This is a genomic window from Halobacterium litoreum (assembly GCF_021233415.1).
Lineage (GTDB): Archaea > Halobacteriota > Halobacteria > Halobacteriales > Halobacteriaceae > Halobacterium > Halobacterium litoreum.
This window is the reverse complement of the sequence record NZ_CP089466.1, coordinates 320,058-332,494: the sequence shown is the minus strand read 5'-3', so window position 1 is coordinate 332,494 and position 12,437 is coordinate 320,058. Positions and strand designations below refer to the sequence as shown.

The 12,437-nt window shown below is 68.4% G+C and carries 20 protein-coding genes and 1 tRNA gene; 12 read left to right on the top strand and 9 right to left on the bottom strand.

Annotated elements, in window-relative coordinates; genetic code table 11:
- Window positions 1–18 precede the first annotated feature (18 nt).
- From LT972_RS01835 to LT972_RS01820, 4 genes are all read left to right on the top strand, one after another.
- Window positions 19–360 carry a ferredoxin gene (locus LT972_RS01835; protein WP_232571492.1) on the top strand — a complete coding sequence of 114 codons (342 nt, stop codon included), beginning with the start codon at window positions 19–21 and terminating at the stop codon, window positions 358–360.
- 2 nt (window positions 361–362) lie between these two features.
- The gene (locus LT972_RS01830; protein WP_232571491.1) at window positions 363–539 is read left to right on the top strand and encodes a hypothetical protein; all 177 of its coding nucleotides are present in this window, start codon (window positions 363–365) and stop codon (window positions 537–539) included.
- Window positions 540–571: 32 nt separating this feature from the next.
- Window positions 572–654 (top strand) — tRNA-Leu (locus tag LT972_RS01825).
- Window positions 655–1,094: 440 nt separating this feature from the next.
- On the top strand, window positions 1,095–1,430 hold the full coding sequence (locus tag LT972_RS01820; protein ID WP_232571490.1) for a nuclear transport factor 2 family protein: 336 nt from the start codon (window positions 1,095–1,097) through the stop codon (window positions 1,428–1,430).
- Window position 1,431: 1 nt separating this feature from the next.
- On the opposite strand, the gene LT972_RS01815 is transcribed toward LT972_RS01820, so the two are convergent.
- The 3 genes from LT972_RS01815 to LT972_RS01805 are packed head-to-tail and all read right to left on the bottom strand — an operon-like array spanning window position 1,432 to window position 2,966.
- Window positions 1,432–2,190 carry a geranylgeranylglyceryl/heptaprenylglyceryl phosphate synthase gene (locus tag LT972_RS01815; RefSeq protein WP_269780538.1) on the bottom strand — a complete coding sequence of 253 codons (759 nt, stop codon included), beginning with the start codon at window positions 2,188–2,190 and terminating at the stop codon, window positions 1,432–1,434.
- Between the two features lie 48 nt (window positions 2,191–2,238).
- Window positions 2,239–2,586, bottom strand: coding sequence for a fluoride efflux transporter CrcB (gene crcB / locus LT972_RS01810; protein ID WP_232571488.1), 348 nt, complete (start codon window positions 2,584–2,586; stop codon window positions 2,239–2,241).
- Window positions 2,586–2,966: a fluoride efflux transporter FluC gene (locus tag LT972_RS01805; protein WP_232571487.1), complete on the bottom strand. Its 381-nt coding sequence runs from the start codon at window positions 2,964–2,966 to the stop codon at window positions 2,586–2,588. Before LT972_RS01805 ends, crcB begins: the two co-directional genes overlap by 1 nt.
- Window positions 2,967–3,062: 96 nt before the next feature.
- Between LT972_RS01805 and LT972_RS01800 the strand changes: the two genes are divergently transcribed.
- On the top strand, window positions 3,063–3,527 hold the full coding sequence (locus tag LT972_RS01800) for a DUF5813 family protein (protein ID WP_232571486.1): 465 nt from the start codon (window positions 3,063–3,065) through the stop codon (window positions 3,525–3,527).
- Here LT972_RS01800 and LT972_RS01795 read toward each other — a convergent pair.
- Together LT972_RS01795 and LT972_RS01790 are read right to left on the bottom strand one after the other, a co-directional pair.
- Window positions 3,524–3,757 carry an Lrp/AsnC family transcriptional regulator gene (locus tag LT972_RS01795; protein WP_232571485.1) on the bottom strand — a complete coding sequence of 78 codons (234 nt, stop codon included), beginning with the start codon at window positions 3,755–3,757 and terminating at the stop codon, window positions 3,524–3,526. The genes LT972_RS01800 and LT972_RS01795 overlap by 4 nt on opposite strands.
- Window positions 3,758–4,435 carry a potassium channel family protein gene (locus LT972_RS01790; protein WP_232571484.1) on the bottom strand — a complete coding sequence of 226 codons (678 nt, stop codon included), beginning with the start codon at window positions 4,433–4,435 and terminating at the stop codon, window positions 3,758–3,760.
- A gap of 88 nt (window positions 4,436–4,523) precedes the next feature.
- On the opposite strand from LT972_RS01790, the gene LT972_RS01785 reads away from it, so the two are divergent.
- Window positions 4,524–4,760: an Lrp/AsnC family transcriptional regulator gene (locus tag LT972_RS01785; RefSeq protein WP_232571483.1), complete on the top strand. Its 237-nt coding sequence runs from the start codon at window positions 4,524–4,526 to the stop codon at window positions 4,758–4,760.
- A 1-nt stretch (window position 4,761) separates the two neighbouring features.
- Here the strand turns inward: LT972_RS01785 and LT972_RS01780 are convergent, their stop codons facing one another.
- Window positions 4,762–5,184, bottom strand: a complete 423-nt coding sequence (locus tag LT972_RS01780; RefSeq protein ID WP_232571482.1) for a hypothetical protein — start codon at window positions 5,182–5,184, stop codon at window positions 4,762–4,764.
- 52 nt (window positions 5,185–5,236) lie between these two features.
- Window positions 5,237–6,283 carry a pyruvate dehydrogenase (acetyl-transferring) E1 component subunit alpha gene (pdhA, locus tag LT972_RS01775; RefSeq protein WP_232571481.1) on the bottom strand — a complete coding sequence of 349 codons (1,047 nt, stop codon included), beginning with the start codon at window positions 6,281–6,283 and terminating at the stop codon, window positions 5,237–5,239.
- Window positions 6,284–6,349: 66 nt separating this feature from the next.
- Between pdhA and LT972_RS01770 the strand changes: the two genes are divergently transcribed.
- The gene (locus tag LT972_RS01770) at window positions 6,350–6,676 is read left to right on the top strand and encodes a hypothetical protein (RefSeq protein ID WP_232571480.1); all 327 of its coding nucleotides are present in this window, start codon (window positions 6,350–6,352) and stop codon (window positions 6,674–6,676) included.
- Here the strand turns inward: LT972_RS01770 and LT972_RS01765 are convergent.
- Both LT972_RS01765 and tmk read right to left on the bottom strand, forming a co-directional pair.
- Complete coding sequence (locus LT972_RS01765; protein WP_232571479.1) at window positions 6,653–7,018, bottom strand: hypothetical protein; 366 nt, start codon at window positions 7,016–7,018, stop codon at window positions 6,653–6,655. The genes LT972_RS01770 and LT972_RS01765 overlap by 24 nt on opposite strands.
- Window positions 7,011–7,601 carry a dTMP kinase gene (gene tmk, locus LT972_RS01760; RefSeq protein WP_232571478.1) on the bottom strand — a complete coding sequence of 197 codons (591 nt, stop codon included), beginning with the start codon at window positions 7,599–7,601 and terminating at the stop codon, window positions 7,011–7,013. The genes LT972_RS01765 and tmk overlap by 8 nt, the downstream gene beginning before the upstream one ends.
- 148 nt (window positions 7,602–7,749) lie before the next feature.
- Between tmk and LT972_RS01755 the strand changes: the two genes are divergently transcribed.
- The 5 genes from LT972_RS01755 (at window position 7,750) to cofC (ending at window position 12,419) form a co-directional block, all read left to right on the top strand.
- Window positions 7,750–8,706, top strand: a complete 957-nt coding sequence (locus LT972_RS01755; protein ID WP_232571477.1) for an ABC transporter permease — start codon at window positions 7,750–7,752, stop codon at window positions 8,704–8,706.
- Window positions 8,707–8,756: 50 nt separating this feature from the next.
- Window positions 8,757–9,644, top strand: coding sequence for a complex I NDUFA9 subunit family protein (locus LT972_RS01750; RefSeq protein ID WP_232571476.1), 888 nt, complete (start codon window positions 8,757–8,759; stop codon window positions 9,642–9,644).
- A 213-nt stretch (window positions 9,645–9,857) separates the two neighbouring features.
- Entirely contained in the window at window positions 9,858–11,039 is a 1,182-nt protein-coding gene (locus LT972_RS01745) for a tubulin/FtsZ family protein (RefSeq protein ID WP_232571475.1), read from the top strand.
- On the top strand, window positions 11,017–11,808 hold the full coding sequence (locus tag LT972_RS01740; protein WP_232571474.1) for a hypothetical protein: 792 nt from the start codon (window positions 11,017–11,019) through the stop codon (window positions 11,806–11,808). The genes LT972_RS01745 and LT972_RS01740 overlap by 23 nt, the downstream gene beginning before the upstream one ends.
- Window positions 11,808–12,419, top strand: coding sequence for a 2-phospho-L-lactate guanylyltransferase (gene cofC / locus LT972_RS01735; RefSeq protein ID WP_232571473.1), 612 nt, complete (start codon window positions 11,808–11,810; stop codon window positions 12,417–12,419). Before LT972_RS01740 ends, cofC begins: the two co-directional genes overlap by 1 nt.
- Window positions 12,420–12,437: the final 18 nt, after the last annotated feature.

The following is a 12,437-nucleotide window of genomic DNA, read 5'->3' as shown; positions in this document are numbered from 1 at the left end:
CGTTTCTAATCTCCGGCAATGAGCGACTCCGAGGGCGCCGTGAACCCGAGCGACATCGGCGAGTCGGACGCACCGCCGGTCGAGGAGAAACCCTACAAGCTCGTCTACGAGGCGAACAAGTGCTTCGGCGCGGGCAAGTGCGCGGAGGTCTCCGCGAACTGGGAGATGGACATCGCGTCCGGCCTCGGGAAGCCGAAGACGTACTTCTTCGACGAGGACGAACTCGACCACAACGTCGCCGCCGCCGACGCCTGCCCCGCGAAGAAAGGCGACGGCGCCATCCACGTCGTCGACCGACGTACCGACGAGGAAATCGCGCCCGACCCCCACGGCGACGGCACCCTCTCCGTCGACTGGTAGGCGTGCGCTCGGCCTACCGCGGCCTGCGCGCCGCCACCGGCGTCTTCGTCCTCGCCACCGTCGCCGCCACGCTCGCGTTCGGCGTCGACTGGACGCTCGACCACCGCTTTGCCATCCTCGGCGCCAGCGTCGGCTGGGGCGCCTCGGTCGCCGTCCGCGACCGCCGAAACACACCGTAACCGACTTCTCTCCCCCGACCCCACGTGGACACGCGAGGGTGGCCGAGCGGCCAAAGGCGGCGGGCTTAAGACCCGCTCCCGTAGGGGTTCGTGGGTTCGAATCCCACCCCTCGCACTCGTTCTGCGAGCGAACGCGAGTAGACGAGAAGAGGGTGGATTCGAAGCACAGCAGACGCAGCGCGAACGCAGTGAGCGACCGTCTGCGGGCGGTTCGAATCCCACCCCTCGCATCGCACTTTTTGCGCTGCGTGAGGCGCGGCGCTGCCTCGCCTCACTCGGCAAAAACTTGCGGAAAAAGCACTCCTCCCTCCAGCCGCTCGCTTCGCTCGCGTTAGTCGGTCGTCGGCCGCTGCTCGCGCTGACGGCACTCGCAGCGGAGCATCCGCGACCCTTCCGGGTCCTTCGGACCGCTCACGGGTCACTCCGCTCCCCGTTCGCGCATTCCGAGGCGGCTTCGCCGCCTCGCGCCCCTCGGGTCGCGGATGCTCCGCTGCGTGAGTCGAACCGAGCGACGCCGTCCGTACTTTCTTAAGCCATCGCGGGACCACGACGAGTATGGCGAGCGACCCGGAGAGTGTGGTGGACAGACAGGTCGAGGCGTACAACGACGGCGACGTGGCGGCGTTCGTGGCGCAGTTCGCCGAGGACGCCGTCGTCGCGGAAATCGACGGGGAGGAACCGATGGCGGTCGGCGAGGCGGAGATTCGAGAGCTGTACGGCGGGCTGTTCGAGTCCGTGGAGCCGACGGTGGAGATTCTGTCCCGGATGACACTCGGGGAGTACGTCGTGGACCACGAGCGACTCGAACAGGGCGGGGAGGAACGGGAAGCGGTCGGCGTCTACCGGGTTCGGGAGGGGGTCATCGACCGGCTGTGGCTGGTCAGCGAGTGAGTCAGGGAATCGTATCGAGGAACTGGGCGGGGTCGTCGTGGAAGCAGTCGCCGACGACGACGGCGTCCGCGCCGGCGTCCAGAATCTCCGTCGTCTGCTCGTGGGACTGGATGCCGCCGCCGTAGAGGAGCGCGGTGTCCTCTAAGTACTGCGCGGCGGCTTCGACGTCCTCGGGGCCGCCGTAGGTGCCCGAGTACTCGACGTAGAAGATGGGGAAGTCGTAGAAGGACTCGGTGGCGAGCGCGGCGCCCGCGACCTCGTCCGGGGAGTACGTGCGGTCGACGCCGGACTCGGCGGCGGCCTTCGAGTCGAGGTTCTGGACGACGTAGCCCTCCGCGAGGACGTTCTCGGTGAGGTCGGCGACGGCTTCGCGGCCCTTCGACGCGATGAGGTCGCCGACGACGGGGATGCTCGCGCCGAGCAGTTCCTCGGGTTTCTTCCCGGCTTCCGCGAAGAACTCGACGTGTTTCGCGACGAAGTTGGCTCGGTCGCCGTTGTAGACGGCGGGAATCGAGAGGAAGTCCGCGGCGTCGATGGTGTCCGAGGAGACGTGGCTCGCGCTGTACGGCTCCTGGAACACGGGCACGTCACAGGACTCGGCGATGCGCTCGATGGCGTCGAGGGAGTTCGCTTCCGTGACGCCGTCGGACCCGCCGACGATGACCAGGTCGGTGTGGCCGAGGACGCTCAGGTCCGCGGGCAGGTCCTCGGCGGGGTCGACTTTCGTCACGTGACTGACCCCACTCCAGTCGATGGACATGGTTGCGAGACGCGACGAACGCGTAATGAGTCCACCGGATTCGCGCACTTAGGCGAACAGGAGCCACGCGAGGCCGACGCCGGCGGCGGCGCCCGCGAGGTTGCCGAGCGCGTGGCCGGCGGCGACGGCGTAGCGTTCGTTCTCCACGAGACCGACCACGTCGACGCTGAACGAGGAGAACGTCGTGAACGACCCGCAGACGCCCGTGCCGAACAGCAGCATCGCGTCGTTCCCGGCGTTCGCGAACGTGAGCGCGGCGAGTACGAACGTCCCGAGGACGTTGACGGTGAGCGTGCTCGCGGGGTATCCCTCGACGGTGACGTACTGCTCGACGGCGTACCGGAGGACGGCACCGAGCGCGCCGCCGGTGCCGACGAGGTGGGCGGGCGGCAGCACTACCGCCCACCCCCGTAGGTGACCGCGAGCCAGCGCCCCACGACGACGCCGAGGAAGCCGAGCGCGTAGTTCCCGAGGACGTTCGCGACCATCCAGACGGGCGCAGACTGGGCGGTCTGGACGGCGAACGTGCTGTACGTCGTCAGCGAGGAGAGGAAGCCGGTGGCGAGGACGGTCCGGGACTCGTCGGCGAGCACACCGCGGCCGGCGGCCTCGTAGACGATGAACCCGAGCGCGAGGCTGCCGGCGGCGTTCACGGCGAGCGTGCCGGGGAGGCCGGGCCAGAGTAGGGCGGCGGCGTACCGGAGGTTCGCGCCCGCGAACCCACCGACGCCGACGAGCGCGACGGCCTCCAGTCGGCGGAGCGTCTGCGTGGACATCCTCGGACTGGTACGGTGTGGCCGCCCGACGTACGTATAGCCAGCGGAACGGCCGGGAGCGCAACGCCCAAGCGCTCGCGAGCCCTGTTGTCACTCATGACTGACGTGGCAGCCGAGTTCGCCGAGCACGCGCGCTTCGAGCGCACGAGCGAGGGGTTCGCGCCGACGACGAACGACTGGACGGCCGAAATCGCAGTCGACGGCGACGCAGTAGAAATCGAGGTGTGGGTGCCGACGCTGGACGCCGCGACGACCGAACCGGTCGCGGACGTGGTCGAGGACGGTTGGTACGACACGTTCGACCGCCGCGTGCAGGACGCCGACGGCGTGACCCTCGCGGACGATGTGACCGTCACGGACGTGTCGAAGCACGCCGACGACGTGCGCGTCGCGCTGGCTCTCGACCCCCGAGAGGGGAAGGCCGCAGACGACGCGCTGGCGCTCGTGAACTACGTCGAGGGGACGTGGTTCGAGGGCGTGATTCCCGGCTACGACTACACGGAGAAGGTCCAGTCGATGCGGAACCGCGCGGCGCAGAACGCCGAGGGAACCCCGCTCTAGGACATCGAGATGTACGTCTCGGTGTCCTCGACGCCGTCCGTCTGCTGAATCTGGTTCGCGGCGATGTCCTTCACGTCGGCGGGCGAGTCGACTTCGATTTTCGCGATGATGTCCACGTCGCCCGCGACGACGTGCGCGTCGACGACGCCGTCGATGCCGGCGATGTCCGAGAGCAGGCGGTCGGCGTCGCCGGTGTTCGCCTTCACCATGATGTAGGCGGTGACCGCCATCTACATCCCCTCCGCCGCGGCCTCGCTCCCGACGAGTATCTGGCGCACGTCGTCGAGCCGCCCGAACTCGGCGAGGACGGCGATTCGGTCGCCGACTTCGAGCGTGTCGTCCGGGAGCGGCAGGCCGAGCGCGCCGTCCCGTTTCCCGAACGCGAGCATCCGGGCGCGAGACGGTAGTTCGAGTTCGCTGAGCGTGTACCCGCGCATCGGCGCGTCCTGCGTGACGGTGAACTGGACGACCTGGAGGTTCTCCGCGAGGTCCGCGATGGCGGTGACGTTCCCGCCGAGTAAGGCGTTTTTCGCGCCGATGGCGCCGAGGCGCTCGGGGTAGACGATTTCGTCGACCTCGTCGGCGTACTTCCGGTAGATGTCCTCGCGGTAGTCCTCGTCGATGCGGAGGACGGTGCGACAGCCGTGGTGGTTCGCGACCATGCACGCGACGAAGTTGGTGTTGAGGTCGCCGGTGAGCGCGCCGCAGGCGTCCGCGCTGTCGAGGTCCGCTTCCATCAGTACGTCTTCGCTGGAGCCGTCGCCCTCGATGACGTCGAAGTCCTCCTTGCGTGCCCGTTCGGCCTTGTCGTAGTCGCGTTCCACGACCGTCACGTCGTGGCCCTCGTTGGCGATGACGCGCGCGGTCCGCAGACCGACGCGCCCAGCCCCGATGATGACGATGCGCATACGGCCCGTACGACGTGACACGCCAAATATGTTTGTGCCGCGTTACCACGTAGCAATACTTTTGCTGTCAGGGGTGTTTCGTGTTCGTATGGTTCACGCGTTCATCATGGTGAAGGCGGGAGCGGGTGCCGCCAACGACGTCCGCGACCACGTCGCCGAACTCGACGGCGTCACCGCCGCGCACGTCGTCGCCGGCCAGTACGACATCATCGCGGAGGTGGACGGCGACGAGGTCCACAACGTCCTCGAAACCGTCTCGAAGCGCATCGGCACGGCCGCCGGCGTCACCGACACGAAGACGTACGTCTCGCTGTCCGCGTCGTAAGTCAGCAGTTCTCGTAGGTCTGGGGCGCGACGCGGACGTCGCCGCGAGTCGTCCGCACGAACTTCGCCGTCACGCAGTTCTCGCCCGCCGACGCCCACTTCGTCGTGTCGACGGTCGCCGTCTCGTCGCAGACGGTCGCTTCCACAGTGTACGCGTCGGGGTCGTCGAGGGGCGGTTCGCGGCTCACGTTCGCCGGCGGGCCGTCGCCGCCCGCCGCCCCGAGTCGGAACGAAGTCTCGTACACAGTCTCGCCGTCGCCGTCGGTCACGGCGACCGAAACGTCGCAGGCCTCGTCGCTGTCGTTCACGAACCAGACGGCGTGGAGACGGGCGCGCGGCCGAGACGGCGAGTCGGAGGGCGTGAGACAGCCGGCCGTGCCGAGGGCGACGGCGGGCGCGGCGGCGAGGAACTGGCGTCTGCGCACGACCGAGTGGTCGGCGCGGGCGCTGAAAAAGTCGAGGGGGACTCGAATCGCGCTAGAACTCCATCTCCTGCGGGTCGTGATCTTCGAGCCACTCGTCCAGCCACGCCTTCTGCTCGGCGATGCGGGGCGTGTGCTCGGCGTACGCGTAGTCGAACAGTTCGTCGACGTCCGGTTCGCCGACCTCCTCGGCGGCGGCGATGGCGTCGTCGAGTTCGGCCTCGGCCTCGTCGAAGCAGTCCTCGACGAACGCCTCGTCGATGACGCCCTGTTCCTCGAGGTACTCGGCGAACCGGTCGACGGGGTCGGCGGTGCGCCACTCCGGCAGGTCCTCGTCCTCGGGCCGGTAGCGGTCCGGGTCGTCGCTCGTGGTGTGCGCGCCCTGCCGGTAGGTCAGGCTCTCCACGAGCACGGGGTCGCCGCCGCGCGCGTCCTCCAGCGCGTCGCTGACGGTCTCGTGGACGGCCAGCGGGTCGTTCCCGTCGACCTGCACGCCCTCGAAGCCGTAGGCCTCCGCTTTCACCGCGATGGAGTCGCTGGCGGTCTGGCGCTCTCGCGGGAGCGAGATGGCCCAGTTGTTGTTCTCACAGAGGAAGACCACGGGCGCGTCGAAGACGCCCGCGAAGTTCATCGCCTCGTGGAAGTCGCCCTCGCTGGTGGCGCCGTCCCCGAAGTACGCGATGACGGCATCCGGGTCGTCCGCGTAGTCCATCGCCATCCCCGCGCCGACGGCGTGGGGAATCTGGCTGGCGATGGGAATCGCCTGCGGGAACACCGGCACGTCGTGGTCGGAGTGGAACTCCGCGTGCCCCCGGCGGAAGAGCAGAATGTCGCTGGCGGGCACGCCGCGAGCGAGCTGCATGGCGTTCGAGCGGTACGTCGGGAACAGCCAGTCGTCGTCGGCCATCGCGTGCGCGGCGCCGACCTGCGACCCTTCCTGTCCCTTGAACGGTGGGTAGCCCGGCATCCACCCGCGGCGCTGGAGCGACAGCGCGCGCTCGTCGAAGTGCCGAGCCCGGACCATGTCCCGGAGGACCGCTCTCGCGGTCTCCTCGTCGACGGCTGCCTCCGAGAGGTCACGTTCCCCGATGACGCGGTGCATACGCGCCCCGACGAGACCCGGTCACTTACCGATAGCGAAAAGCCGCCCGAGCACGAACCCCCGACCATGGTCTCGGTCGTCACCGCCGTCGGCGTCGGCTTCATCGTGCTCGTGCACACCGCCATCGCCGCGTTCGGCGCGCGGTTCTTCCGCGTCACCCTGAAGACGCGCTGGGGGTCGGTCGTCTACACCGCGCTGTTGATTCCGGTCGTGTACGCGGCGACGACGCTCGTGTTGGGCGCCGCGGGACTGGGAGCCGGCGCGTTCGACGACGTCGGCCAACTCATCGTCGTGACGTGGGCGTTCCCGTTCTTCCTCGGGTGGTCCATCGACCTGTTCTGGGTGCCCGCGCCCGAGGAACTCGAAGACCTACCGGACTACCCGAGCGAGTAAGAGAACCGTCAGCGACGGGAACGCCGTCAGCGCGCCGAATCCGAGCAGCGCCGCGATTGGCTCGGCGACGTACGCGACGCCGAGCAGGCCGAACGTCACGCCGGCGACGAGCGCGCCGCCGACCGTCCGCACCGCGGTGACGGCGGGCGCGTCGACGGTGAGCGCGAGTAGCGCGTCTACGAGGTCGAAACAGACGAGGACGGCGGCGACGAGTCGCGGCGACGCGCGCTGCCGGGGCGGGCCGCCGCCCGGCCACAGCACGCGGAAGTCCTCGGGGAACAGCGCCGGCAGTCGAATCGGCGGGAGCGAGAGCGAGAAACCGGAATCGTCGTCGTCAGGCATCGTCGAGCGCGCGGTCGAGGACGTCCTCGACGGCGTCGAGGACTACCTCGGGAGAGCGGGAGGCGTCCACGCGAACGAACCGCTCGGGGTCGTACTCGATGAGTTGCTCGAAGTTCGCCTGCACGTCTCGGAGGAAGTCGGCCTGCTCGAACTTGTTCGTGGCGCCCGACCGGGCGGCGCCCGTCTCGGGGTCGACGTCGAAGTACAGCGTGAGGTCCGGCGGGCGCGTCCACGGCTGGTGGACGCCCCGGACGTACTCCATCGGGCGCGGAATCTCGCCCTCCAGGGCGACGCCCTGGTAGGCGTACCGGGAGTCGGAGTACCGGTCCGAAATCACGACGTCGCCGCGGTCGAGTGCGGGTTCGACGACGCGGGAGAGGTGGTCGGCGTGGTCGGCGGTGAACAGGAACAGTTCGGCGAGCGGGTCGGCGTCGGTCTCGGCCTCCGAGCGGCGCACGGCCTCGCCGAACCACGAGTCGGTGGGCTCGTGGGTGAACGTGTAGCCGTCGCCGCGGGCGTCGCGAAGCGCCTCCCAGACCGTGGTCTTCCCGCTGCCGTCGATGCCCTCCAGCGTGACGAGCATACGTCGAAGACGGCCAGCGACGTACAAACGGCTTCGGGTTCGTGACGCCGTTCGGCACGAAAAACGTTAACACGAAGCGTTCGGTACGTGGCGACGACATGTCGCCCGAGCCCTCCACGGAGAGCGACACGAACCGCCGGTGGTCGCCGTGAGTTACGCCGAGTACCTCGCGCGTCGCGTGGCGTTCGCGGCGTTGTCGGCGTATCTCGTGGTCACCGCGACGTTCGCGCTCGTCACGTTCACGCCGAACACCGCCCTCGGCGGCCGCCTCGGCGCCGCCGCGTACTACCAGCGCGCCACCGCCGAGGAACTCGAACAGATTCGCCGGACGTTCCTCGAAGCCCGCGGGCTCGACGAACCCGTCCTCCAGCGGTACCTCGACTGGCTGATAGACGTGTCGACGCTGGACTGGGGATACTCGTTCGCGTACCGCGAGCCGGTGTGGTCGGTACTGGAAACCCGCGTCCCCACCACCCTCGAGTACGTGATTCCCGGCGTAATTCTCGCCGTCGTCCTCGGCGTCCTCCTCGGATTGCTCGCCGCGACGCTCCGCGGGTCGGTGCCGGACTGGACGATTCGCGTCGGGTCGTACACGCTGTTGGGGGTGCCGGCGTTCGTCGGCCTCGTCTGGTACACCGCCGTCGGCGGCGCCACCCTGAAAACCGTCGGCGGGAGCGTCTACGTCGCTTCCCCGCACCCGCAGGTGCTGGCGGCGGCGGCCGTCGCGGCCACCCTCCTGGCGGGCCAGATTCGGTTCGCGCGCATCGCGAGCCTCGAACAGGCGGGCAAATCGTTCACCAAACTCCTCCGAGCGAAAGGCGCCAACCGCCTGCGGGTCGCCCGCCACGTACTGCGGAACGCCGCCATCCCCATCGTCTCGCTGTCGGTGACCGAAATCCTCGGCGTGCTCGTCCTCAACATCTACGTCATCGAGGAGATTCTGGAGATAGAGGGGTTGGCGGGGGCGAGTCTGTTCGCGGTGCGGGAACGCGACCTCCCGCTCATCATCGGCACCACGATGATTCTCGTCTTCGTCGGCATCCTCGGTAACCTCCTCCAGGACGTCCTCTACGGCTACCTCGACCCCAGAATCAGCGCCGAGTGACGGCTGCCGGCGGCCATACATTTAGGGTCGTTCCGTGCGTGTGTCGGCGCATGGACGTGTTGGTAACCGGCGGAACGGGGTTCATCGGGACGCACCTGTGTCGGGAACTCGACGAGAGGGGACACGACGTGACCGCGCTCTCCCGGCACCCCGAGGGCGCCGACCTGCCCGACAGCGTCGAGACGGCGGTCGGGGACGTGACGGCCTACGACGCCGTCGCGGAGGCGATGGAGGGCAAGGACGCCGTCGTGAACCTCGTCGCGCTGTCCCCGCTGTTCAAACCGAACGGCGGCGACCGGCGCCACTTCGAGGTCCACCTCGGCGGCACGGAGAACGTCGTGACGGCCGCCGAGGAGGCCGGCGCCGACTACGTCCTCCAGATGTCCGCGCTCGGCGCCGACCCCGACGGGTCGACGGCGTACCTCCGGTCGAAGGGGCAGGCCGAGACCGTCGTGCGCGAGTCCGAGTTGGAGTACACCATCTTCCGGCCGTCGGTCGTGTTCGGGGACGGCGGCGAGTTCGTCGGGTTCACGAAGCAACTCACGACGCCGTACGTCACCGGGTTGCCGGGCGGCGGGAAGTCGAAGTTCCAGCCGATCTGGGTGCAGGACCTCGTGCCGATGCTCGCGGACGCCGTCGGCGACGAGACCCACTGGGGGGAGACGTACGAAATCGGCGGTCCGGAGGTGTTGTCGCTCGCGGACGTGACGCATCTCGCGTACCGCGCCGAGGGGAAATCGGTGCGCGTCCTCCCGGTGCCGATGCCGCTTGCCGGCATCGGCCTGACGCTCGCCGACCCGCTGCCGTTCGTGCCGTTCGGCTCCGACCAGTACCGGTCGCTGAAGTTCGACAACACGGTCGCCGAGAACGACATCGCGGCGTTCGGCGTGGACGAGTCGGACCTGACGACGCTGTCCGAGTATCTGTCCCTGAAGTGAGGACAGTACGGGTCGCCTGACCGCGGTAAGCGCCGCTTACGGTCGTGACACCGATTTTAAAATAGTGGCGTGATACCACACCTCGGTAATCGAGTGTACGCTCCCGCTTCCGACGCTATCCCTCGAAAACCTGTACTGCCGCGGAACCGTCGGACGGGCGTCTGCAAAAGTCTTATACGCTCGTTGCTTCTCTAACTTGGCAAAGGGTTCCGTATGAAACTCGCAATGATCGGGTTCGGTCAAGCGGGCGGAAAAATACTCGACAAATTCCTCGAGTACGACGAGCGCCACGACTCCGGCATCGTGCGCGCCGCGGTCGCCGTCAACACCGCTAAGGCCGACCTAATGGGTCTCGACCACGTACCACAAGAAAACCGCGTCCTCATCGGTCAGTCCCGCGTCAAGGGACACGGCGTGGGCGCGGACAACGAACTCGGCGCGGAAATCGCCGAGGAAGACATCGACGAGGTGCAGGGTGCCATCGACAGCATCCCCGTCCACGAGGTGGACGCGTTCCTCGTCATTTCGGGGCTCGGCGGCGGCACCGGGTCGGGTGGCTCGCCCGTCATCGCCAAGCACCTGAAACGCATCTACACCGAACCCGTCTACGGTCTCGGCGTCCTCCCCGGCAGCGACGAGGGCGGCATCTACACGCTGAACGCGGCGCGCTCGTTCCAGACGTTCGTCCGCGAGGTCGACAACCTCCTCGTGTTCGACAACGACGCGTGGCGGAAGTCCGGCGAGTCGGTGCAGGGCGGCTACGACGAAATCAACGAGGAGATAGTCACGCGATTCGGCATCCTGTTCGGCGCCGGCGAAGTCGAGCAGGGCGGCGACGTCGCCGAGTCCGTCGTCGACTCCAGCGAAATTATCAACACGCTCGCTGGCGGCGGCGTCTCCACGGTCGGGTATGCCTCGGAGACCGTCGACAACGACACGAGCGGCGGGAGCGGACTGCTCTCGCGGTTCACCGGCGGCGACGAGCAGATGGAGGACTCCGCGTCTACGACCAACCGCATCACCTCCCTCGTCCGGAAGGCGGCCCTCGGTCGCCTCACCCTCCCCTGTGAAATCGAGGGGACCGAGCGCGCGCTGCTGGTCACTGCGGGTCCGGCGAAGTACCTGAACCGGAAAGGTATCGAGCGCGGCCGGAAGTGGCTCGAAGAGCAGACCGGTTCGATGGAGGTCCGCGGCGGCGACTACCCGGTGCCGAACTCCCAGCAGGTCGCGTCGGTCGTCCTGCTGTCGGGCGTGAACAACGTCCCGCGCATCAAGGAGTTACAGGAAGTCGCCATCGAGGCCCAGGACAACATCGACGACATCCGGGACGAAAGCGAAGAGAACTTGCAGGACCTAGTCGAAGACGACGAGGATGAACTCGAGCCGCTGTTCTAAGCTCGCAGTCGGCCTCGTCGTCTTGCTCGCGGTCGCAGCGGTCCCAGCGGCCGCCGTCTCCGTGAGCGGGAGCGCCCCGGACAGGGTCGAGGTCGGCGAGCAGCAGGAACCGACGACGTTCACGATTACGGAACCGTTCAGCGACTACGAGGAGTGGACCCTCCAGATGCAGACCCAACTGGAGGACGTCTCGTGGACCGTGACGACGTACGACAACGCGGACAACCAGGTCGACGAGAGTACGCTCACGGGCCAGTCCGCGAGTTACGACCTGCAGGCGTCCAGCGGCGTGGTGCGCGTCGAGGTCCAGGTGGTCGGCACGACGCCGAGCGCGTCGGCCTTCGACTGGAGTTACGACCCCGCCCAGCAGATCACGTTCGCGGAGTTCGTGGAAGCCCAGGAGGGCGGGTCGAGTAACACCCTCCAGACGTACGAGACGCGGCCGTACACGTCGGCGAGTCAGGAGGCCCGCACCGCCATCGACGACGCACAGTCCGCCATCGAGAGCGCGCAGAGCGCGGGCGCCGGCGTCGGCGGCGCGGAGGGCGACCTCGAGGACGCCATCGAGTTCTACAACAGCGGGAACTTCGAGCAGGCCGTGGAGAACGCCGAGGAGGCCGAGTCCACCGCCAACAGTTCGAAGTCCTCCGCCCAGCAGACGGACATGCTGTTGATGGCTGGCGGCGCAGTGGTCGTCTTGCTCGCGCTGGCGGGCGGCGTCTACTGGTTCCTCCAGCAGCGCGACGACGGGTACGACAAACTCGGGTGATGCGGGTCGTCGTTCCGTTCGACGCCGCGAACCCGAACTCGCGACTCTCCTCCGTTCTTTCGGCCGACCAGCGACGCGGCTTCGCGGCGGCGATGCTGGCGGACGTGCTGTCCGCGGTGCGTGACGCGGGCGGCGAGCCGACCGTGCTCGCGGCGGCGCCCGTCGACGGCGTGGACGCACCCGTAGCCGTCGACGACCGCCCGCTGTCCGTCGCGGTGAACGCCGCGCTCGGCGACCTACCGACGGCGGTGGTGATGGCGGACCTCGCGCTCGCGACGCCCGCGGCCGTCGGCGGACTGTTCGACGCCGACGGGGACGTGGTGTTAGCGCCCGGACTCGCCGGCGGCACGAACGCCGTCGTCGCCCGACACTCCGAGTTCCGCGTCGACTACCACGGCGCGTCCTTCCGCGACCACGTCGCGGCCGCCGAGTCGGTCGGTGCGAGCGTCGCGACCGTCGACTCGTTCCGGCTGGCGGTGGACGTCGACGAGCCGTCGGACCTCGTGGACGTGTTCGTCCACGGCGACGGCGCGGCCGCCGACTGGCTCCGGGACGCGGGGTTCGAACTCGCGGTGCGTGACGGCGACCCCGTGGTCGAACCCAACGCCTAAACGCGCGTGAACCAACCC

Excerpts from the sequence above, each read along its gene's own strand:
- pdhA (WP_232571481.1), bottom strand. The coding sequence starts at position 6,283 with ATGCACCGCGTCATCGGGGAACGTGACCTCTCGGAGGCAGCCGTCGAC.
- LT972_RS01790 (WP_232571484.1), bottom strand. The coding sequence starts at position 4,435 with ATGCGCATCGTCATCATCGGGGCTGGGCGCGTCGGTCTGCGGACCGCG.
- LT972_RS01805 (WP_232571487.1), bottom strand. The coding sequence starts at position 2,966 with ATGTCCACGCAGACGCTCCGCCGACTGGAGGCCGTCGCGCTCGTCGGC.
- LT972_RS01795 (WP_232571485.1), bottom strand. The coding sequence starts at position 3,757 with ATGGCGGTCACCGCCTACATCATGGTGAAGGCGAACACCGGCGACGCC.
- tmk (WP_232571478.1), bottom strand. The coding sequence starts at position 7,601 with ATGCTCGTCACGCTGGAGGGCATCGACGGCAGCGGGAAGACCACGGTC.
- LT972_RS01765 (WP_232571479.1), bottom strand. The coding sequence starts at position 7,018 with ATGCCTGACGACGACGATTCCGGTTTCTCGCTCTCGCTCCCGCCGATT.
- LT972_RS01800 (WP_232571486.1), top strand. The coding sequence starts at position 3,063 with ATGACTGACGTGGCAGCCGAGTTCGCCGAGCACGCGCGCTTCGAGCGC.
- LT972_RS01785 (WP_232571483.1), top strand. The coding sequence starts at position 4,524 with ATGGTTCACGCGTTCATCATGGTGAAGGCGGGAGCGGGTGCCGCCAAC.
- cofC (WP_232571473.1), top strand. The coding sequence starts at position 11,808 with ATGCGGGTCGTCGTTCCGTTCGACGCCGCGAACCCGAACTCGCGACTC.
- LT972_RS01820 (WP_232571490.1), top strand. The coding sequence starts at position 1,095 with ATGGCGAGCGACCCGGAGAGTGTGGTGGACAGACAGGTCGAGGCGTAC.
- LT972_RS01815 (WP_269780538.1), bottom strand. The coding sequence starts at position 2,190 with ATGTCCATCGACTGGAGTGGGGTCAGTCACGTGACGAAAGTCGACCCC.
- LT972_RS01745 (WP_232571475.1), top strand. The coding sequence starts at position 9,858 with ATGAAACTCGCAATGATCGGGTTCGGTCAAGCGGGCGGAAAAATACTC.
- LT972_RS01740 (WP_232571474.1), top strand. The coding sequence starts at position 11,017 with ATGAACTCGAGCCGCTGTTCTAAGCTCGCAGTCGGCCTCGTCGTCTTG.
- LT972_RS01835 (WP_232571492.1), top strand. The coding sequence starts at position 19 with ATGAGCGACTCCGAGGGCGCCGTGAACCCGAGCGACATCGGCGAGTCG.
- LT972_RS01750 (WP_232571476.1), top strand. The coding sequence starts at position 8,757 with ATGGACGTGTTGGTAACCGGCGGAACGGGGTTCATCGGGACGCACCTG.
- LT972_RS01770 (WP_232571480.1), top strand. The coding sequence starts at position 6,350 with ATGGTCTCGGTCGTCACCGCCGTCGGCGTCGGCTTCATCGTGCTCGTG.